Raw genomic sequence first — 18622 nt, forward strand, 5'->3', positions numbered from 1 at the left:
CGCTCTCTGTTGTTTCTGGTGGTTTCTCGTACTGCGTAACCGTCAGTGCTTGCCATCCCGCTTGCGCTGATACATCAGCTCATCCGCGCGGGTGAGCAGCGCAGTCAGCGAAACACAGCCACGCCCGTCATAGCTGACTATCCCGGTGCTGCAGGCCAACTCATAACCGCAACCGCTGTGCCGATTATGCTCGGTCAAGATGGCGTTGAAACGTTCATAGGCCAGTTGCGCCTGGGCCTCGACCACATTGGGCAGCAGGACGGCGAACTCATCTCCTCCCATACGGGCAAACACATCGGCGCCCCGAAAAGCCTGCTTGAGCAAACTGGCAAAGACAATCAAGGCGCGATCCCCTTCCGCATGTCCCCACCGATCATTGATCCCCTTGAAGCCATTGAGATCCAGATAGAGCAACGACAGTGGCATTTGCACACGGCTTGCCAGCAAGAGGCTTTTCTCTGCCAGCATCACAAACCCGCGCCGATTGGAGATCCCGGTCAGCTCATCAATGGTGGCCAGTTGCACCGCTTCGAGCTCCTGCACCACCATCGCCGCCAGATCCTTGAGCAGACCCACATCTTCGTCACTCAAGACCCGCGGCACAGTGTCTATGATGCAGAGCGTCCCCAATTTGCAGCCATTGGCGATCCGCAATGGCTGTCCGGCATAAAAGCGAATGCCAGGCCCACCCACCACCAGCGGATTGTCGGCAAAACGAGGATCGAGCGAGGCATTCGGTACGATAAAGGTTTCATTGCCCATGATCGCGTGACCACAGAATGAGATATCCCGCGCGGTCTCACTGACCGCCAACCCGATACAGGATTTAAACCACTGGCGTTCTTCATCTACCAAGCTCACCAGCGCGATAGGTACATCAAACACCCGTCGGGCCATGCGGGTCAGCCGGTCAAACCGCTCCTCGGCTTCGGTATCAAGCAAAGAGAGCCGACGCAGGGCGTCAAGTCGCAATGCCTCATCGGGTGGAATAGGAGCCTTTAGCATCAGTTTTCTCCCCTCAGCGCTAAAACCTGTCTTTAGCATATTCGGCTTTAGAAAAGTTTGTGTGATGCGGAGAAAACAAAAAGCCGCTCTTACGAGCGGCTTTTTATACAAGTGGAAGAAGAAAATTACTTTTTCTTCTTGGCCTTGGCGTTCGGCAGGTCGGTGATCGAACCTTCGAACACTTCGGCAGCCAGACCCACGGACTCGTGCAGAGTCGGGTGAGCATGGATGGTCAGCGCGATATCTTCGGCGTCGGCACCCATTTCGATGGCCAGACCGATTTCACCCAGCAGTTCACCGCCGTTGGTACCGACGATGGCACCACCGATGACGCGGCCGCTCGCCTTGTCGAAGATCAGCTTGGTCATACCGTCGGAGCAATCAGACGCAATGGCGCGACCGGAAGCAGCCCACGGGAAGGTGGCCACTTCGAAGTTCAGCCCTTGTTGCTTGGCTTCCTTCTCGGTCACACCAACCCAGGCCATCTCTGGCTCGGTGTAGGCGATGGACGGGATCACTTTCGGGTCGAAGTAGTGCTTCTTGCCGGCGATCACTTCGGCGGCAACGTGACCTTCGTGAACACCCTTGTGGGCCAGCATCGGCTGGCCAACGATGTCACCGATGGCGTGGATGTGAGCCACGTTGGTACGCAGCTGCTTGTCCACCTCGATGAAACCGCGCTCGGTCACGGCAACGCCGGCCTTCTCGGCATCCATCAGCTTGCCGTTCGGCACACGGCCTACGGCAACCAGCACGTTGTCGTAACGTACCGGCTCGGCCGGGGCGTGCTTGCCTTCGTAGGAGACATACAGACCGTCTGCACGGGCTTCAACTGCGGTGACTTTGGTCTCCAGCATGATGTTGAATTTCTTGGCCACGCGCTTGGTGTAGATCTTGACGATGTCTTTGTCGGCAGCCGGTACCAGCTGGTCGGCAAATTCCACCACATCGATCTCGGAACCCAGAGAGGAGTACACGGTACCCATCTCCAGACCTATGATGCCACCACCGATAACCAGCAGCTTGCCCGGTACGGAAGTCAGTTCCAGCGCATCGGTTGAATCCCATACGCGCGGATCATCATGGGGGATGAAAGGCAGTTTTACCGGACGGGAGCCAGCTGCAATGATGGCGTTGTCGAAGGTCACGGTCGTCTTGCCGTCGGCACCTTCCACTTCCAGAGTATTCGGGCCGGTAAATTTACCGAAGCCGTTAACAACCTGCACCTTACGCATCTTGGCCATGCCAGCCAGACCGCCGGTCAGCTGGTTGATGACCTTCTCTTTCCACAGGCGGACCTTGTCGATGTCGGTCTGCGGGGCACCGAAGATGATGCCGTGTTCGGACAGCGCCTTGGCTTCTTCAATGACTTTGGCGACGTGCAGCAGCGCCTTGGACGGGATACAACCCACGTTCAGGCAGACGCCACCCAGGGTGGAGTAACGCTCGACGATAATGGTATCCAGACCCAGATCGGCAGCACGGAAAGCAGCAGAATAACCGGCAGGGCCAGCACCCAGTACTACGACCTGAGTTTTGATTTCTTTACTCATCATGACCTCTTTGTCGTTCTTATATATCCCCGGACGGCGCAGTCTTATGCCGACTCAATGCCAAACAAGGCGGCTGCAACCGTGAAAAAACGGGGCAAGTTTACAATCCTGTTAATGAAATGAGAAGTAAAAAGGGCAGGCTCTGGGCCCGCCCTCTCACTTACAGGACCAGTCGACGAATGTCGGACAGCACACCACTCATGGTGGTGATGAAGCGGGCTCCATCAGCACCATCGATGACACGGTGGTCATAGCTCAGGGCCAGCGGCAGCATCAGGCGCGGTACGAACTCCTTGCCATTCCACTTCGGCTTCATCTCGGACTTGGATACGCCCAGGATGGCCACTTCCGGCGCGTTGACGATCGGGGTAAAGCTGGTACCGCCGATGCCACCCAGGCTGGAGATGGTGAAGCAACCGCCCTGCATGTCGGCAGCGGTCAGCTTGCCGGCACGGGCCTTCTTGGAGATCTCGGCCAGATCGCGAGACAGCTCGTAGATGCCCTTCTTGTTGACGTCACGCACCACAGGCACCACCAGGCCCCCCGGGGTGTCTACCGCCACACCGATGTGGATGTACTTCTTCATGATCAGCTTGCTGCCGTCTTCGGACAGGGCGCTGCAGAAGCGCGGATGGGCTTCCAGGGCCTTGGCGGCGGCTTTCAGGATGAACACCAGCGGGGTGATCTTCACGTCCAGCTTCTGCTTCTCGGCCAGCAGGTTCTGCTCTTTGCGGAACGCTTCCAGATCTGTGGTATCGGCTTCGTCGAACTGGGTGACGTGCGGGATCATGGCCCAGTTGCGATGCAGGGCAGGACCGGAGATCTTCTGGATCCGGGTCAGTTCCAGCTCTTCGACCGGGCCGAACTTGCTGAAGTCAACCTTGGGCCACGGCAGGACACTCATGCCGTTGCCAGTGCCGGTACCGGCTGCCGGGGCGGACTCGGCGCGCTTGACCGCATCCTTCACATAGGCCTGCACGTCTTCTTTGACGATGCGACCCTTGCGACCGGAGGCTTTCACCTTGGCCAGGTTGATACCGAACTCACGGGCCAGGCGACGTACGGCCGGGGCGGCATGTACGTAGGCGTCGTTGGCAACGAAGTCGGAAGCGGCAGCAGCCTGGGCAACCGGAGCCGGAGCAGCGGCAACAGGGGCAGCAGCGACCGGGGCGGCAGCCTGAGCAACCGGGGCAGCTGCGGCGGCCGGAGCTGCACCAGCTACTTCGAATACCATGATCAGGGAACCGGTGGAGACCTTGTCACCCGCCTTCACCTTGATCTCTTTGATGATACCGGCGAACGGTGCAGGCACTTCCATGGAGGCCTTGTCGCCTTCCACCGCGATCAGGGACTGGTCGGCGTCGACCTTGTCACCCACGGCAACCATGATCTCGGTCACTTCGACTTCGTCACCGCCAATGTCAGGTACATTGACCTCTTTGGCAGCGGCGGCCACCGGGGCAGCAGCCACGGGAGCGGCAGCCTGAACCGGCGCGGCAACGGCGGCAGGCGCGGCGCCAGCCACTTCAAATACCATCACCAGGGAACCGGTAGAGACCTTGGCGCCAGCGGCAACCTTGATCTCGATCACGCGGCCCGCGAACGGCGCAGGGACTTCCATAGAAGCCTTGTCACCTTCCACCGCGATGATGGACTGGTCAGCTTCAACCATGTCGCCCACGGCAACCATGATCTCGGTCACTTCGACTTCATCGTCACCTATGTCGGGGACGTGCACGTCTTTGGCTGCAGCAGCAACAGGGGCAGCCGGTGCAGCAGCAACCGGAGCGGCGGCTTGAGCTGGCGCCGGCGCAGCTGCGCCTTCCGCTTCGAAGATCATGATCTGGGAACCGGTGGCAACCTTGTCGCCCACCTTGATCAGGATCTCTTTGACGATACCGGCAGCCGGTGCCGGGACTTCCATGGAGGCTTTATCACCTTCTACGGCGATCAGGGACTGGTCGAGCTCGACCTTGTCACCCACGGCCACCATGATCTCGGTGACTTCAACTTCATCGGCGCCGATATCCGGAACCATAATCTGTTTGGACATAGTGCTTTATCCTCTTGCGTGTATCCGCGTGACTGACTGACCGCCCTCACGCGTATCTCGCGTTGACCTTTGCAAGGCCATGCCGGGCAGCTTGTCCCGACACGGCACTTGATCCTCTTACGCGTACAGCGGGTTGACCTTGTCGGCATCGATGCCGTACTTGGTGATGGCATCGGCCACAACCTGCTTGTCGATTTCACCGCGCTTGGCCAGTTCGGTAAGGGCAGCAACCACCACGTAGAATTCGTTCACTTCGAAGTGACGACGCAGGTTGGCACGGCTGTCGGAACGGCCATAACCGTCGGTACCCAGTACACGGTAATGCTCGGTCGGTACGAAGGCACGGACCTGATCGGCGAAGGACTTCATGTAGTCGGTCGCGGCGATGGTGGCGTCGGAGCCCAGTACGGTAGCGATGTACGGTACGCGAGCCTCGGCGGTCGGGTGCAGCATGTTCCAGCGATCCACATCCTGACCGTCACGGGCCAGTTCGTTGAAGGAGGTGACGCTGAACACGTCGGAACCCACGCCGTATTCGCTGGCCAGGATCTGGGCAGCGGTGCGCACATGACCCAGGATGGAACCACAACCCAGCAGCTGTACCTTGCCCTTGGTGCCGGCAACGGTTTCCAGCTTGTAGATACCCTTGCGGATACCCTCTTCAGCGCCTTCCGGCATGGCCGGCATCGCATAGTTCTCGTTCAGGGTGGTGATGTAGTAGAACACGTTCTCCGGGTTCTCACCGTACATACGGCGCAGGCCGTCCTGTACAATCACCGCCACTTCATAGGCGTATGACGGGTCATAGGAGATGCAGTTCGGGATGGTGTTCGCCAGGATGTGGCTGTGACCATCTTCGTGCTGCAGACCTTCGCCGTTGAGGGTGGTACGACCCGAGGTCGCGCCCAGCAGGAAGCCACGGGCTTGCTGGTCACCGGCTGCCCACGCCATGTCGCCGACTCGCTGGAAGCCGAACATGGAGTAGTAGATGTAGAACGGGATCATCGGGCAGTCGTTGGTGCTGTAAGAGGTCGCAGCAGCCAGCCAGGAGGACATGGCGCCCAGCTCGTTGATACCGTCTTGCAGAACCTGACCCTGCTTGTCTTCCTTGTAGTAGGAGACGATGTCGCGGTCTTGCGGGGTGTACTGCTGACCGTGCGGGCTGTAGATACCGATCTGGCGGAACAGACCTTCCATACCGAAGGTACGGGCTTCGTCAGCCAGGATAGGGACGATGCGCTTGCCGATGGACTTGTCTTTCAGCAGCACATTCAGGGAACGCACGAACGCCATGGTGGTGGAGATCTCGCGAGCCTGCTCGCCCAGCAGGGGACCAAAGGTCTCCAGCGCCGGGATGTCCAGCTGAGTGGTGGTCTCACGCAGACGGGTCGGTACATAGCCTTTGAGCGCTGCGCGACGAGCGTGCAGGTACTTGTGCTCTTCGGTACCCTCTTCGATCTTCAGGTACGGCAGCGCTTCGAGCTGCTCGTCGGTGACCGGCAGGTTGAAACGATCGCGCAGGTGACGCACAGAGCCCAGATCCATCTTCTTGACCTGGTGAGCAATGTTTTTGCCTTCGGCCGCTTCGCCCATGCCATAACCCTTGATGGTCTTGGCCAGGATGACAGTCGGCTTGCCCTTGGTCGCTGCGGCTTTGGAGAAAGCGGCAAACAGTTTACGGGGGTCGTGACCACCGCGGTTCAGGGCGAAGATCTCCTCGTCGGTCATGTCTTTGACCAGCGCGGCGGTTTCCGGGTAACGGTTGAAGAAGTGCTCACGCACGTAGCCGCCATCACGGGACTTCATGGTCTGATAGTCGCCATCCACGGTTTCGTTCATCAGCTGGATCAGCTTGCCGGAGGTGTCTTTCTTCAGCAGCTCATCCCACTTGCGACCCCAGATAACCTTGGTGACATCCCAGCCGGCGCCTGCGAACAGGCCTTCCAGCTCGTTGATGACCTTGCCGTTACCGACAACAGGACCGTCAAGACGCTGCAGGTTGCAGTTGACCACGAACACCAGGTTGTCGAGCTTTTCACGCACGGCAACAGTCAGGGCGCCCTTGGCTTCCGGCTCGTCCATCTCGCCGTCACCCAGGAAGGCGTAAACGGTCTGCTCGGAGCAATCTTTGATGCCACGGTCGGTCAGGTACTTCAGGAAGCGAGCCTGATAGATGGCGGCGATGGGGCCCAGACCCATGGAGACGGTCGGGAACTGCCAGAAGTCCGGCATCAGCTTCGGGTGCGGATAGGAAGGGATACCCTTGCCGTCCACTTCCTGACGGAAGTTGTCCAGCTGATCTGCGGTCAGACGACCTTCAGCGAACGCACGTGCGTAGATGCCCGGGGAGATGTGACCCTGGAAGTAAACCAGATCACCACCGTCCTTCTCGCTGCGAGCGCGGAAGAAATGGTTGTAGCAGACTTCGTAGATGGTCGCGGAGGAAGCGAAGGAAGACATGTGACCGCCGAGGTCCAGGTCTTTCTTGGAGGCGCGCAGCACTATCATCATGGCATTCCAGCGGATGATGGCGCGGATGCGACGTTCCATCTCCAGATCGCCCGGGTAAGCCGGTTCGTCACTGGACGGGATGGTGTTGATGTAGTCGCGATTCGCCTTGGCAGCTACATCCACACCGCTTACGCGGGCTTTCTCGGCAAGCTGTTCAAGAATGAACTGAGCGCGTTGCGGACCCTCTTCACGCAGCAGGGATTCCAGAGAGGCAAGCCACTCCAGCGTTTCTATCGGGTCCACATCGTTCTTCAGGATATCAGACATGGCTGGTTCCTATTGTTATTGCACGGCGGTTAAGATGCGCAAGAATTCGACAATAAAGCCTTGTGGGATTAGTTTTCCTGCTGACGGATCCGACGCATGGATCGCTGGATCCGGCTGTCTTCCCTCTGCATATCCAACAAGGTGTCCTCGATAAAGGCCAGGTGCTCATGACAAGCAGCCCTGGCCCGCTCCGGAGCCCCCGACAGGATAGCCTCGATCAGATGCGCACGATGGCGACGGATCTTGGCTACCACTCCCGGACGGCGATTCAAAATTTCGTTATTGCGTAAAATGTTCTGCTCAAGCATGGGGCCCATGGCCCGCAGCAGGTGCAGCAGCACCACGTTGTGGGACGCCTCGGCCACCGCCAGATAGAACTGGGTCACGGCGGCGGATTCGGTGACCAGCGAACCTTGCTGGCCAGCTTCCTCAATGGCGGACTGCGCCTGACGAATACGCTCGGCATCGGCTTCCGTCCCCCGCAACGCAGCATAGTAGGCACAGATGCCTTCCAGTGCGTGACGAAACTCCAGCAGGTCATACTGGGCTTCGGGGTGGGTGCTGAGCAGCTCGAACAGGGGATCTGCAATCCCCTTGCTCAAGGCATTTTGTACGTAAGTGCCACCGCCCTGACGGCGATACAAGAGTCCTCTGGCTTCCAGGCGCTGGATGGCTTCGCGCAGGGAGGGGCGCGACACCTGAAACTGGATGGCGAGTTCCCGCTCGGGCGGCAACTTCTGGCCCGGCTGCAAACTGCCTTCCAAAATCATGCTTTCCAGCTCGGCGACGATGGCGTCGGCCAGCTTGGGTTGAGTTATCTTGAGATAGGGCATGAGGCTACTTTGTTAAATTGGTATTACCAATTTCATGAATGGGGCGAAAATTAGCAGAGGACTTGGGAAAAGTCCACCCAAAAGATGATCTGAATCAAGGTTCAACCTTGCCACCTAAGGGGTAAATGGAGGGATTTATGATGTGGCGCATAGAAATTGGTCTGACCAATATTTTTGAGCTGGCTCACAGGTAACATTTGTTCAACAGCACAATAAAATGGCCTGCCATAAAGGCAAGCCATTGATTTTAAAAACACTAACTTATTTTTAGAATATTTACTTAAAATTGATCATTTTTCGATACCGACTCCATTCGAAACTTCCACCCGGATCTGTCTTGCGCCCTGGCGCTATATCGCAATGGCCGACAATTCGTTGCGCTGTAATGGCAGGATAATGGCTGGATATGGTTCGGCTGAGCCCCGCCAGCACCTCATATTGTGCATCGCTGTAGGGCAGCTCATCGGTCCCTTCCAGCTCAATGCCGATGGAAAAATCGTTACAGGCCTCCCTTCCCTCCCAACTCGATATCCCGGCATGCCAGGCACGTGCGCCAAATGGCACGTATTGCACCAGCTCGCCATCCCGCCGGATCAGGCAGTGGGCCGAGACCCGCAGCTGATGAATGCCAGCGAAGTAAGGGTGCCCCTCAGGGTCCAGCCGTCCCATGAAGAGATCGTCGATCCAGGGACCGCCGAACGCCCCCGGTGGCAGGCTGATGCCGTGTACCACCAGCAGGGAGATATCGTCCAAACTGGTCCGCTCGTTGTGGTGCGGTGACGGCACCTTGCGGGCCTGCTCACACCAACCGTCTGAATCAATGGAAAAAACTGTTTTAGGCTGGGTCATCATCTACTCAATCTGCAATGGAATGACACATGTGATGGCGCCGGATGGGCAACAAAGCGATCCGTCTCTCAGGCTCCTCGCAATCCTCTCAATCCACCAAGGCAACTGTGATAGGCTGAACCATCTTCTGCTCAACTCTGGAAAGGATATGCACCCGATAGCGCGCCGCTTCTGGTTGCTGGCCTGGCTCTCTCTGATGGGGCTGCTGACCCTCTACTTTCACGCCCGCTCGCAACCCACAGTCACCGCCAGCGGCGACCTGCTGCTCAAGGCCAATGCCAGCGGCCACTATCGACTGGAGGGTGCCATCAACGGCCAACCGGTGCAACTGCTGCTGGACACGGGGGCAACCCGGGTCACTGTGCCACGTCAGGTGGCCGAGCGCATCGGCCTGAGCCCCAATGGCAACAGCCTGGTCAACACGGCTGCGGGTACGATCCAGGTGCAGACCGGCCAGATTGAAACTCTGGTGATGGGTCCGCTGACCTTGTACGATTTGCCTATCTATATCAATCCGGCGGCCGACGGGGACGTGATCCTGGTGGGCATGAATGCCCTGGGCCGGCTGGAATTGCGTCAGAAAGACAGACAATTGCTTCTCAGACCCTTGCAGGAATAACAGGCATGTTACAACAGGACATCCGCTGCGCCGTGCGCGCCGCACTACTCGAAGACTTGGGTCAAGCCCTCACCACGCTGGACCAACCGGATGCCAGCGCCGATATCACGGCCCAGCTGATCCCGGCGGATCGCCTGGCCAGCGCCCGGGTCATCACCCGCGAAGCTGGCGTATTCTGTGGCCAACCTTGGGTGGATGAGGTGTTCGTCCAGCTCGGTGGCGAGGTAAAAGTGGAGTGGTTAGTACAGGATGGCGAACGGCTCACCCCCAATCAGGAGCTGTTCCGCCTGCATGGTCCGGCTCGTGTGCTGCTGACCGGCGAGCGCAACGCACTGAACTTCGTGCAGACCCTCTCGGGTGTCGCCACCCTCACCGCCCGCTACGTGGCCGAGCTGGCAGGCACCTACTGCCGCCTGCTCGATACTCGCAAGACTCTGCCGGGGCTGCGCACCGCCCAGAAATATGCCGTGACCTGCGGCGGCGGCAAGAACCACAGAATCGGCCTGTTCGACGCCTACCTCATCAAGGAGAACCATATCCTTGCCTGCGGCGGCATAAGCGAAGCCATCAGCGAAGCGCGCCGCCTCAATCCGGGCAAACCGGTCGAGGTGGAGGTTGAATCCCTGGCCGAGCTGGAACAGGCGCTGATGGCCAGCGCAGACATAGTGATGCTGGACAACTTCGATGTGCCCATGATGCGCGAAGCCGTGGCCCTCAATCGGGGCCGTGCCAAGCTGGAGGTCTCTGGCAACGTCACGCTGGATACACTCGCGGAGTTTGCCGCCACCGGCGTCGATTTTATCTCGGTAGGGGCGCTGACCAAGCATGTGCGAGCACTGGATCTCTCGATGCGCTTTATCTAGCCGGGGAAGTGTCACAGTCGCAGGATTGCACCGTGACATATAACAAGATGAAGGACTTGCAAAAGGCGCCATGGGCGCCTTTTCTTTATGCTGACTCCCTCAGCAAAGGAGTGATGATGGATCCTATCCCGCCAGTTAAAAAGAGTTCGCACAGAATTTTTGTCTATGATTTATATCAAATTTTTATTAAATGACAAAAAGGTTGTTAACAAAGGCCACACCTCTGTTGCCAAGCCGGACAGCTCGGATAAGATATTGACGGGTGGATAGTTTTCCACCACCACTGCCCAGGAACCAAGGACAAAAGGACATTTGACATGAAGAAGCAATCAGGCTTTACCCTTATCGAACTGATGATCGTGGTCGCGATCGTGGCCATTCTGGCCGCCATCGCGCTGCCGGCATATCAGAGTTACACAACAAGGGCTCGTTTTACTGAAGTCGTATCAGCCACTGGTGCTTTTAAAACAGCAATTGAAATCTGTGCCCAAACAACTGGTGCAGCCGATGGAACACTGAGTTCCTGCGATGCGGGAACAAATGGGGTTCCAGCTAACGTAGCTACAGCGAATGGAAATGTTGCAAGCATTAGTGTTGATAGCGCAAATAACGCAATCACGGCTACGGCTGTTGGTACCTCTGCCGCCCCCGTAAGCGGATTGAGAGGGGAAACCTACATTCTCGTTCCAACAGTAGCTTCCGGTAAAGTGAACTGGGCAGCTAACCCCAGCGGGTCTGTTGGCACATGCGTAGCAGCTGGCATCTGTTAAACACTAATGACCTCTAGCCCCAATAGCGGCCTGGCGTTAAGCCTGGCCGCCTCTTCCCTGATCAGTGAAGAGGACTCCCAGCGCTATCTGAGCCAAGCCAAGGCCCAGCGCAAACCCTTTGTGACCTTTCTGATAGAGAGCGAGATCCTCGACAGCAAGACGCTCGCGGATTTCTGTGAGCTGGAGTATGGGGTACCTCTGCTGGATCTTGCCGCCTTCGACCTGGCCGAGATACCGCAGAAATACCTCAATCAGAAGCTGATTGAGAAACACCATGTGCTGCCCATCTACACCCAGGGCCATACCCTCTATATCGCCATGTCGGATCCGACCAATGTATCGGCGCTGGAGGATTTTGGCTTCAGCTTCGGGCTGCATACCGAGGCGCTGCTGGTCGAGGAGAACAAACTGACGGCCGCCATCGGCAAACTGCTGGAGAGCGAGCAGGAAGCCCTCGGCATGGAGGACATCGATGAATCCGAGATCTCCGAGCTGGAAGTCTCGGACGAAAACTCCCGGCTGGATGAGAGCGTCAATGCCGCTGACGACGATGCCCCCATCGTCAAATACATTAACAAAATCATGATGGATGCCATCAAGCGTGGCGCATCCGATCTGCACTTCGAACCCTATGAGACCAAATACCGCATCCGCTTCCGGATCGACGGTATCTTGCACGAAATCGCGACGCCACCGGTCAATCTGGCCAACCGCTTCTCCGCCCGCCTCAAGGTCATGGCACGGCTCGACATTGCCGAGCGGCGGCTGCCGCAGGATGGCCGCATCAAGCTGAAGCTGTCCCGCAACAAGTCGATGGATATGCGGGTCAACACCCTACCCACCATGTGGGGTGAGAAGATTGTCATCCGGCTGCTGGACTCCTCGGCGGCGCGGCTCAACATAGAGCAGCTCGGCTTTGACGACCGGCAGAAAGCACAATATCTGCACGCCCTTTCCAAACCGCAGGGCATGATACTGGTCACCGGCCCCACCGGCTCGGGCAAAACTGTCTCCCTCTACACCGGTCTTAATATTCTCAACACCACAGAGGTGAACATCTCCACCGCCGAAGATCCGGTGGAGATCAACCTGCCCGGCGTCAATCAGGTGCAAGTCAACCCAAAGGCAGGGCTGACCTTCGCCAGCGCCCTGCGCTCGTTTCTTCGCCAGGATCCCGACGTGGTCATGGTGGGGGAGATCCGGGATCTGGAAACAGCCGAAATCGCCATCAAGGCCGCCCAGACAGGCCACCTGGTACTCTCCACCCTGCACACCAACTCGGCCGCCGAGACACTAACCCGGATGATGAACATGGGGGTGCCCGCCTTCAACATTGCCTCCTCGGTGACCCTGATCATGGCCCAGCGACTCGCCCGCAAGCTGTGCGAGCACTGCAAGACACCCGAAGCAGTACCAGAAGCCGAGCTGCTGGATCTGGGATTCACCCAGCAGCAGCTGGCCGCCGGGCTGCGCCTGTTCAAACCCGTGGGCTGCAAGGATTGCTCGGGCGGTTACAAGGGGCGGGTCGGTATCTACGAAATCATGCTAATGTCTGAAAACATTGCAAAATTGATCATGCAAGGTGCCAACTCGCTGCAAATTGCAGCCATTGCACAAAAAGAGGGGATGCGCACTCTGCGTGTATCCGGCCTTGAGAAAGCTCGTCTGGGAGTGACCAGCCTGGCAGAAATCAATCGGGTGACCACCAACTGACAGTGCATATCGATCAAGCTGATTCATCCAGGTATCGCCCAGCCGGCACTCCTGAGGATTTCCATCAAGCCAAGGCAACCCGCATAGCAAGGTGTTGAGCGGGATACCAGAGCCCAATTGCAGGACGCAGTGATGGCAACGCTAACGCAGAAACAGAATGCCCCCAAGAAAGTCTTCTCCTTCCGCTGGAGCGGAGTGAACCGCAAGGGTCAGAAGGTCTCCGGTGAGCTGCAGGCCGACAGTATCAACACGGTCAAAGCTGAGCTGCGCAAGCAGGGTGTCAACGTCACCAGGGTGAGCAAGAAGAGCCAGGGATTATTCTCCAAGGGTGGTGCCAAGGTAAGGCCGATGGATATTGCCATCGTCTCCCGTCAAATCACTACCATGCTTTCCGCTGGCGTCCCCTTGGTACAGAGCCTGCAGATAATCGCCCGCAGCCACGAAAAAGCCGCGATGCGTGAACTCATGGGACAGATCGCCGCCGACGTGGAAACCGGCACCCCCATGTCCGAGGCACTGCGCCGCCATCCCCGCCACTTTGATGCGCTCTATTGTGATCTGGTGGAGGCGGGGGAACAATCCGGTGCGCTGGAGACCATCTATGACCGGATCGCCACCTATCGGGAAAAGTCGGAGGCGCTCAAGTCCAAGATCAAGAAGGCGATGTTTTACCCGGCCATGGTCATACTGGTTGCCATCGTTGTCACCTCCATACTGCTGCTGTTCGTCATTCCGCAGTTTGAGGACATTTTCAAGAGCTTCGGCGCCGAACTGCCCATCTTCACCCAATTTGTCATCGGCATCTCCCGCTTCATGCAGCATTGGTGGCTTGTCATCTTTGGCGGCACTGCACTCGCCATTTTCCTCTATGTACGGGCATGGCGCGCCTCCCAGAAGGTCAAAGACAACACCGACAAGTTCATCCTCACCATACCTGTGGTCGGCATGATACTGCACAAGGCGGCCATGGCCCGTTTCGCCCGAACCCTCTCCACCACCTTCTCCGCCGGGATCCCGCTGGTGGATGCACTGATCTCGGCCGCAGGTGCCTCCGGCAACTATGTCTATCGCACCGCCGTCATGGCCATTCGCAACGAGGTGGTCGCCGGCATGCAGATCAACGTGGCCATGCGTACTGTGGATCTCTTCCCCGACATGGTGATCCAAATGGTGATGATCGGCGAGGAGTCCGGTGCCATCGATGATATGCTCTCCAAGGTTGCAACCATCTTTGAGCAGGAGGTGGACGATCTGGTCGACGGCCTCACCAGCCTGCTCGAGCCCCTCATCATGGTGGTGCTGGGGGTGCTGGTTGGCGGCATGGTTGTGGCCATGTACCTGCCCATCTTCAAGCTGGGTGACGTAGTAGGCTAATTCACGAGGGTATGCGCTGATAAAACGCATGCCCTTCCCCCCATTTCATGACAGACGGTTGGTTATGACACTTCTCCTCGAGCTGGCACACAGCTTGCCCTGGCTCTATTTCTCGCTGGTATTTCTCTTTTCCCTGATGATCGGCAGTTTTCTCAACGTGGTGATCCATCGCTTGCCCATCATGCTGGAACGGGAGTGGCAGGCCGAATACCACAGCTACTTCACCCCTGATGACGCGGGGGTCGACGAGCCGCCCTACAACCTGATGGTGCCACGCTCCTGCTGCCCCCACTGCCATCACCCCATCACGGCACTGGAAAACATCCCCTTGCTGAGCTGGCTCTGGCTCAAGGGTCGCTGCCGAGGCTGCCAGGCTCCCATATCGCCCCGCTATCCGCTGGTCGAGCTGCTGACCGCCCTGCTCTCAGTTGCCGTTGCCATGACGGTTCCCCCCGGCTGGGGCACGCTGGCAGCCCTGCTACTGACCTGGGTGCTGGTGGCCCTCACCTTTATCGATCTCGACAAGATGCTGCTGCCGGACCAGCTCACCTTGCCCCTGCTGTGGGGCGGGCTGCTGTTCAACTTGCTGGGCGGTTTTGTATCGCTTGGCGATGCGGTGATCGGCGCCATGACCGGTTATCTGGTGCTATGGAGCCTCTATTGGGCCTTCAAGCTACTCACTGGCAAGGAGGGCATGGGCTATGGTGACTTCAAGCTGCTGGCCGCGCTGGGCGCCTGGCTGGGCTGGCAAGCGCTGCCCATAGTGCTGCTGCTCTCCTCCCTGGTCGGTGCCTTCATGGGCATAGGCCTGATCCTGTTGCGCAACCACCATCAGAGCAAACCCATTCCCTTTGGCCCCTATCTCGCTATCGCGGGCTGGATTGCGCTGCTGTGGGGCGATAGCATCACCCGCTGGTATCTCACGACTTTCCTCTAAAAAAGGTGATCTGCCCCATGTATGTAGTCGCAGTCACAGGTGGCATTGGTAGCGGTAAAACCACCATAGCCAACCAATTTGCCGCACTGGGCATAGACGTAGTGGATGCGGACGTCATCGCCCGCGACGTCGTGGAACCCGGCGCCCCGGCCCTTGCCGCCATCGCGACCTACTTTGGTCCGGATGTCATCGCCCCTGATGGCCAGCTCGATCGACGCAGCCTGCGGGAGCGGGTGTTCAGCGACACGAACGCCAAGGCCTGGCTCAATGCCCTGCTTCACCCCCTGATCCGTCAGGAGATGCTGCGCCAGTGCGCCGCCGCTCGCTCGCCCTACTGCCTGCTGGTGGTGCCCCTGCTGGTGGAGAACAAACTCGCTGGCTTGGCCAACCGGGTACTGGTGATCGACGTGGATGAAGCAACCCAGATTGAGCGCACCTGCCGCCGGGATGGGGTATCGGCCGAGCAGGCCCGAGCGATCATCGCAGCTCAGGCAAGCCGGTCGGAGCGGCTCGCAGCGGCGGATGATGTCATCGATAACCACAATGGCAGCCAAATGGCGATTAAAACGCGGATTTTGGCGCTGCACGAAACATATCTCGCATTTGCCTCTCAACAACCCCGTCAAGTGTGAGTACACTAGGCCGGTTTATGGCTGGCCAGGATTAGGCATGATTTACGATTTTCCCCTCAATGAAAAAAGCCGGACCTATCTTCGTCTGGAGTCCCTGTTTTCCCAGATCCGCGACAATCTGGAGAGTGACCAGTCCTGGGCACACATCGCCTTCTTCAAGGGGCTGTTCGATCTGCAAGAGCTGCTGGAGCGTGGTGATCTGCGCGCCGATCTTATCAAGGATCTGGAACGTCTAGGCCAGCGTCTGAGCCACTGGGCCAGCCTGCCAGATGTCGACCTGGAACAGATCAAGCAGATGCAGCAGGAGAGCGTCCAGCTCTCTCGCAACCTGCTCAGTGCCCCACGTCCGGGCGCCAGACTGAAAGAAGATCGGCAGCTCGGCGCCATCCGTCAGCGCTTTTCCATCCCTGGCGGTCTTTGCGCCTTCGATGTGCCGCAGCTGCACCACTGGCTCGGCACCCCGGCTGCCGCTCGCCATCAGCAAATGCAGCTGTGGCTCAGCGACATCAACCTGCTGATGAATGCCATTTCCCTGCTGCTGCGGCTGTGGCGCGAATCAGGCAACTTCAGCGATCAGATCGCCACCAACGGTTTCTTCCAGGATACCGCCGAGAGTGCCGAGCTGATCCGGATCCGCCTGCCCGGCGCCCAGCAGTGCTATCCGACGCTGAGCGGCCACAAGAACCGTTTCGCCCTGCGCTTTCTGCCAACCGCAGAACAGCAGATTGGCGATGTCCCCTTCCAGCTCGCCTGCTGCTAAGGAGCAAGAATGGTCACCAAGATAAAATGCCCGACCTGTAAAACCGAGCTGGAGTGGGGTCCACAGAGCCCGTTTCGCCCCTTCTGTTGCAAGCGCTGCCAGCTGATCGATCTGGGCGAGTGGGCCAACGAGGAGAAGCGTATCCCGGGCCCCATCAATCCGGACCTGCTGCCTTACCCGGAAGAGGGTGAGCAGTGGCAATGAGCCGCGCACAAAAAGGGCCCGCAAGGCCCTTTTTTCATCTCTGTCATATCCGCGCGACCCAGCTACACCGCATCAGACGGTCAAACAGGCCTGCAACCGCGCGACGATAGGACCGTTGGCATCCGGGAACCGGTATTGATGCAGTGATGCCAGCGGCACCCACAGACACGCCTGACCCTCCTTGCCGAACGGCTCACCGCTGAAACGGGTCACCTTCCAGATATCCAGCAACACCTGCTTCTCTGGGTAGTCGTGATGCAGCTCCATGAAGGGGGCACAATCCAGTACCCGGATGCCAATCTCTTCCCACAGCTCCCTGTCCAGTGCGGTGAGCAGGTCTTCCCCCGCCTCCACTTTGCCACCCGGGAACTCCCAGCGATCGCCCTGATGGCGGTCTGAAGAGCGCTTGGCGATGAAGATCTCGCCCCGTTCATTCTCGATGACGCCAACCGCCACCCAGAGCCGTTTTTTCTGTTCCATCATTGTCCTCAACGTAAACACGGCAACTTGGTCATCCAGGGGGCCAACCGGCGGGCCTGGCGTTCCCCTTGTGCCGTAAAGATATCCTGCCCCACATGCTCACCCCCATCGGGAGCGGGACGCGGCCAGGGGAGCGCCCCTGGCGGGGTGAAGCAGCGATCATGAACCAGACAGCTCTGGGCCAGATAGCCCCAAAGCGTGTCGCGTAGAAACCATTGATCGATGTTCGGCGTTTCCATCGCCTCGGGTTGATAGGCATTGAACAAGGGGGCCAACGGCGGCAGAACGCCAGCGATCCCTCCCCACATGCCCGCCAACACCAGATCGGTGTGACTCCACCAATCCCGCATGATATGAAACCAGCGCCCCGATACAAGCCAGTCATCGACGGCGACACGCTCTCGCACGCTCAGCACTGAATCTACATCCCGCACCAGGAAGCGTCCCACCTGCGGGTCATTGACCACCAGGAAGCGCCAGCACAGACGCTGACGCAGGGATTGACCGGGCGCTTGCACCAGCACCTCGGCCCCCAGTTCCTGCAGACAAGTCACCATTGCCGACGGCACACTCTCATCCACATAGAAGCGCACACGCCACCCAGGGTAGAGATAGGTGGCCGCCAGTACGTTGTCGATAGCTCCTCGAAGATAGCGAGGAGCCTTGCCCCACAGGGAGAAAGCGATGACATCCTGCTTGCTTTCACGGCTCGCCAGCCAGGTTGACGGCTCATCGTCGGGTAACGACCAGTCGCCGGGCTGATATCGGGCCACACGATCTTTCAGGGTCAGCGCTCTGGTGCCTGCCACTGCCGCCTCAGCATGACGCCCCAGCTTGGCCAGCGAGGCGCAGAGCGCGTCCAGCGCATGGAAATCCGCCGGCGCTCGTACCAGCAGGGTCTGCAGCCTCTCGACCGCACGTTCGTATTGTCCCGAGCGCGACAAACTGATGCCGAGATTGCGCAGCACCTCGTCATTCTCGGGTGCCATCTGGTGAGTCATCTCCAGCACTTGCGCGGCAGAGGCAGGGTCATCACACAGGAAGAGGTAATAGGCAAACTGCAGCTGCCATGCCACAGGTTTTACTGCGGCACCGTTCAGTCGCACCAGCAACTGCTGGATCGCCGCCTGTCGCTGGCCTCCGAGCCAGCGCTCATGGGCACCGGCATCCCATCCTGTCGGCATCTTGCTCATCCAGTC

General features: G+C 58.7%; 17 protein-coding genes. 9 read left to right on the top strand and 8 right to left on the bottom strand.

Features of this window, described 5'->3' with window-relative positions:
* Window positions 1-42: 42 nt before the first annotated feature.
* From BN1129_RS20295 to ampD, 6 genes are all read right to left on the bottom strand, one after another.
* Window positions 43-1005 carry a GGDEF domain-containing protein gene (locus BN1129_RS20295; RefSeq protein WP_042039011.1) on the bottom strand — a complete coding sequence of 321 codons (963 nt, stop codon included), beginning with the start codon at window positions 1003-1005 and terminating at the stop codon, window positions 43-45.
* 125 nt (window positions 1006-1130) lie between these two features.
* On the bottom strand, window positions 1131-2558 hold the full coding sequence (lpdA, locus tag BN1129_RS20300; protein ID WP_042039012.1) for a dihydrolipoyl dehydrogenase: 1428 nt from the start codon (window positions 2556-2558) through the stop codon (window positions 1131-1133).
* Window positions 2559-2718: 160 nt separating this feature from the next.
* Entirely contained in the window at window positions 2719-4611 is a 1893-nt protein-coding gene (gene aceF, locus BN1129_RS20305) for a pyruvate dehydrogenase complex dihydrolipoyllysine-residue acetyltransferase (protein WP_042039014.1), read from the bottom strand.
* A gap of 117 nt (window positions 4612-4728) precedes the next feature.
* Window positions 4729-7389 (bottom strand): pyruvate dehydrogenase (acetyl-transferring), homodimeric type, encoded by a 2661-nt coding sequence (gene aceE, locus BN1129_RS20310; protein ID WP_042039017.1) that lies wholly within the window; start codon window positions 7387-7389, stop codon window positions 4729-4731.
* Window positions 7390-7457: 68 nt separating this feature from the next.
* Window positions 7458-8222 (bottom strand): pyruvate dehydrogenase complex transcriptional repressor PdhR, encoded by a 765-nt coding sequence (gene pdhR / locus BN1129_RS20315; protein ID WP_042039018.1) that lies wholly within the window; start codon window positions 8220-8222, stop codon window positions 7458-7460.
* Window positions 8223-8498: 276 nt separating this feature from the next.
* Window positions 8499-9071, bottom strand: a complete 573-nt coding sequence (gene ampD / locus BN1129_RS20320) for a 1,6-anhydro-N-acetylmuramyl-L-alanine amidase AmpD (RefSeq protein ID WP_042039019.1) — start codon at window positions 9069-9071, stop codon at window positions 8499-8501.
* A gap of 148 nt (window positions 9072-9219) precedes the next feature.
* Between ampD and BN1129_RS20325 the strand changes: the two genes are divergently transcribed.
* The 9 genes from BN1129_RS20325 to yacG all read left to right on the top strand — a co-directional run bounded on the left by BN1129_RS20325 (window position 9220) and on the right by yacG (window position 16943).
* A complete protein-coding gene (locus BN1129_RS20325; RefSeq protein WP_042039020.1) occupies window positions 9220-9690 on the top strand; it encodes a retropepsin-like aspartic protease family protein in 471 nt (156 codons plus the stop codon).
* A 5-nt stretch (window positions 9691-9695) separates the two neighbouring features.
* A complete protein-coding gene (gene nadC, locus BN1129_RS20330) occupies window positions 9696-10553 on the top strand; it encodes a carboxylating nicotinate-nucleotide diphosphorylase (RefSeq protein WP_042039021.1) in 858 nt (285 codons plus the stop codon).
* Window positions 10554-10870: 317 nt separating this feature from the next.
* Window positions 10871-11323 carry a type IVa pilus major pilin TapA gene (tapA, locus tag BN1129_RS22895; RefSeq protein WP_042039022.1) on the top strand — a complete coding sequence of 151 codons (453 nt, stop codon included), beginning with the start codon at window positions 10871-10873 and terminating at the stop codon, window positions 11321-11323.
* A 6-nt stretch (window positions 11324-11329) separates the two neighbouring features.
* Window positions 11330-13036 carry a PilB family type IVa pilus assembly ATPase TapB gene (tapB, locus tag BN1129_RS20340; RefSeq protein ID WP_042039024.1) on the top strand — a complete coding sequence of 569 codons (1707 nt, stop codon included), beginning with the start codon at window positions 11330-11332 and terminating at the stop codon, window positions 13034-13036.
* A 132-nt stretch (window positions 13037-13168) separates the two neighbouring features.
* Window positions 13169-14410: a type II secretion system F family protein gene (locus BN1129_RS20345; RefSeq protein ID WP_042039025.1), complete on the top strand. Its 1242-nt coding sequence runs from the start codon at window positions 13169-13171 to the stop codon at window positions 14408-14410.
* A 64-nt stretch (window positions 14411-14474) separates the two neighbouring features.
* Window positions 14475-15347, top strand: coding sequence for a type IVa prepilin peptidase/methyltransferase TapD (gene tapD / locus BN1129_RS20350; protein WP_042039027.1), 873 nt, complete (start codon window positions 14475-14477; stop codon window positions 15345-15347).
* A 17-nt stretch (window positions 15348-15364) separates the two neighbouring features.
* On the top strand, window positions 15365-15979 hold the full coding sequence (gene coaE, locus BN1129_RS20355) for a dephospho-CoA kinase (RefSeq protein ID WP_042039028.1): 615 nt from the start codon (window positions 15365-15367) through the stop codon (window positions 15977-15979).
* 37 nt (window positions 15980-16016) lie between these two features.
* Window positions 16017-16739 (top strand): cell division protein ZapD, encoded by a 723-nt coding sequence (gene zapD, locus BN1129_RS20360; protein ID WP_042039029.1) that lies wholly within the window; start codon window positions 16017-16019, stop codon window positions 16737-16739.
* 9 nt (window positions 16740-16748) lie between these two features.
* The gene (gene yacG / locus BN1129_RS20365; RefSeq protein ID WP_042039030.1) at window positions 16749-16943 is read left to right on the top strand and encodes a DNA gyrase inhibitor YacG; all 195 of its coding nucleotides are present in this window, start codon (window positions 16749-16751) and stop codon (window positions 16941-16943) included.
* Window positions 16944-17015: 72 nt separating this feature from the next.
* On the opposite strand, the gene mutT is transcribed toward yacG, so the two are convergent.
* The gene (mutT, locus tag BN1129_RS20370; protein ID WP_209418538.1) at window positions 17016-17423 is read right to left on the bottom strand and encodes an 8-oxo-dGTP diphosphatase MutT; all 408 of its coding nucleotides are present in this window, start codon (window positions 17421-17423) and stop codon (window positions 17016-17018) included.
* An 8-nt stretch (window positions 17424-17431) separates the two neighbouring features.
* Window positions 17432-18616, bottom strand: a complete 1185-nt coding sequence (locus tag BN1129_RS20375) for a tetratricopeptide repeat protein (protein ID WP_042039033.1) — start codon at window positions 18614-18616, stop codon at window positions 17432-17434.
* Between the last annotated feature and the right edge of the window lie 6 nt (window positions 18617-18622).

Source organism: Aeromonas popoffii (assembly GCF_000820025.1).
GTDB classification, from domain to species: Bacteria; Pseudomonadota; Gammaproteobacteria; order Enterobacterales; family Aeromonadaceae; genus Aeromonas; species Aeromonas popoffii.

Bases quoted from the DNA above. Each gene is read 5' to 3' on its own strand.
- BN1129_RS20295 (WP_042039011.1), bottom strand. From the start codon at position 1,005: ATGCTAAAGGCTCCTATTCCACCCGATGAGGCATTGCGACTTGACGCC.
- lpdA (WP_042039012.1), bottom strand. From the start codon at position 2,558: ATGAGTAAAGAAATCAAAACTCAGGTCGTAGTACTGGGTGCTGGCCCT.
- aceF (WP_042039014.1), bottom strand. From the start codon at position 4,611: ATGTCCAAACAGATTATGGTTCCGGATATCGGCGCCGATGAAGTTGAA.
- aceE (WP_042039017.1), bottom strand. From the start codon at position 7,389: ATGTCTGATATCCTGAAGAACGATGTGGACCCGATAGAAACGCTGGAG.
- pdhR (WP_042039018.1), bottom strand. From the start codon at position 8,222: ATGCCCTATCTCAAGATAACTCAACCCAAGCTGGCCGACGCCATCGTC.
- ampD (WP_042039019.1), bottom strand. From the start codon at position 9,071: ATGACCCAGCCTAAAACAGTTTTTTCCATTGATTCAGACGGTTGGTGT.
- BN1129_RS20325 (WP_042039020.1), top strand. From the start codon at position 9,220: ATGCACCCGATAGCGCGCCGCTTCTGGTTGCTGGCCTGGCTCTCTCTG.
- nadC (WP_042039021.1), top strand. From the start codon at position 9,696: ATGTTACAACAGGACATCCGCTGCGCCGTGCGCGCCGCACTACTCGAA.
- tapA (WP_042039022.1), top strand. From the start codon at position 10,871: ATGAAGAAGCAATCAGGCTTTACCCTTATCGAACTGATGATCGTGGTC.
- tapB (WP_042039024.1), top strand. From the start codon at position 11,330: ATGACCTCTAGCCCCAATAGCGGCCTGGCGTTAAGCCTGGCCGCCTCT.
- BN1129_RS20345 (WP_042039025.1), top strand. From the start codon at position 13,169: ATGGCAACGCTAACGCAGAAACAGAATGCCCCCAAGAAAGTCTTCTCC.
- tapD (WP_042039027.1), top strand. From the start codon at position 14,475: ATGACACTTCTCCTCGAGCTGGCACACAGCTTGCCCTGGCTCTATTTC.
- coaE (WP_042039028.1), top strand. From the start codon at position 15,365: ATGTATGTAGTCGCAGTCACAGGTGGCATTGGTAGCGGTAAAACCACC.
- zapD (WP_042039029.1), top strand. From the start codon at position 16,017: ATGATTTACGATTTTCCCCTCAATGAAAAAAGCCGGACCTATCTTCGT.
- yacG (WP_042039030.1), top strand. From the start codon at position 16,749: ATGGTCACCAAGATAAAATGCCCGACCTGTAAAACCGAGCTGGAGTGG.
- mutT (WP_209418538.1), bottom strand. From the start codon at position 17,423: ATGGAACAGAAAAAACGGCTCTGGGTGGCGGTTGGCGTCATCGAGAAT.
- BN1129_RS20375 (WP_042039033.1), bottom strand. From the start codon at position 18,616: ATGAGCAAGATGCCGACAGGATGGGATGCCGGTGCCCATGAGCGCTGG.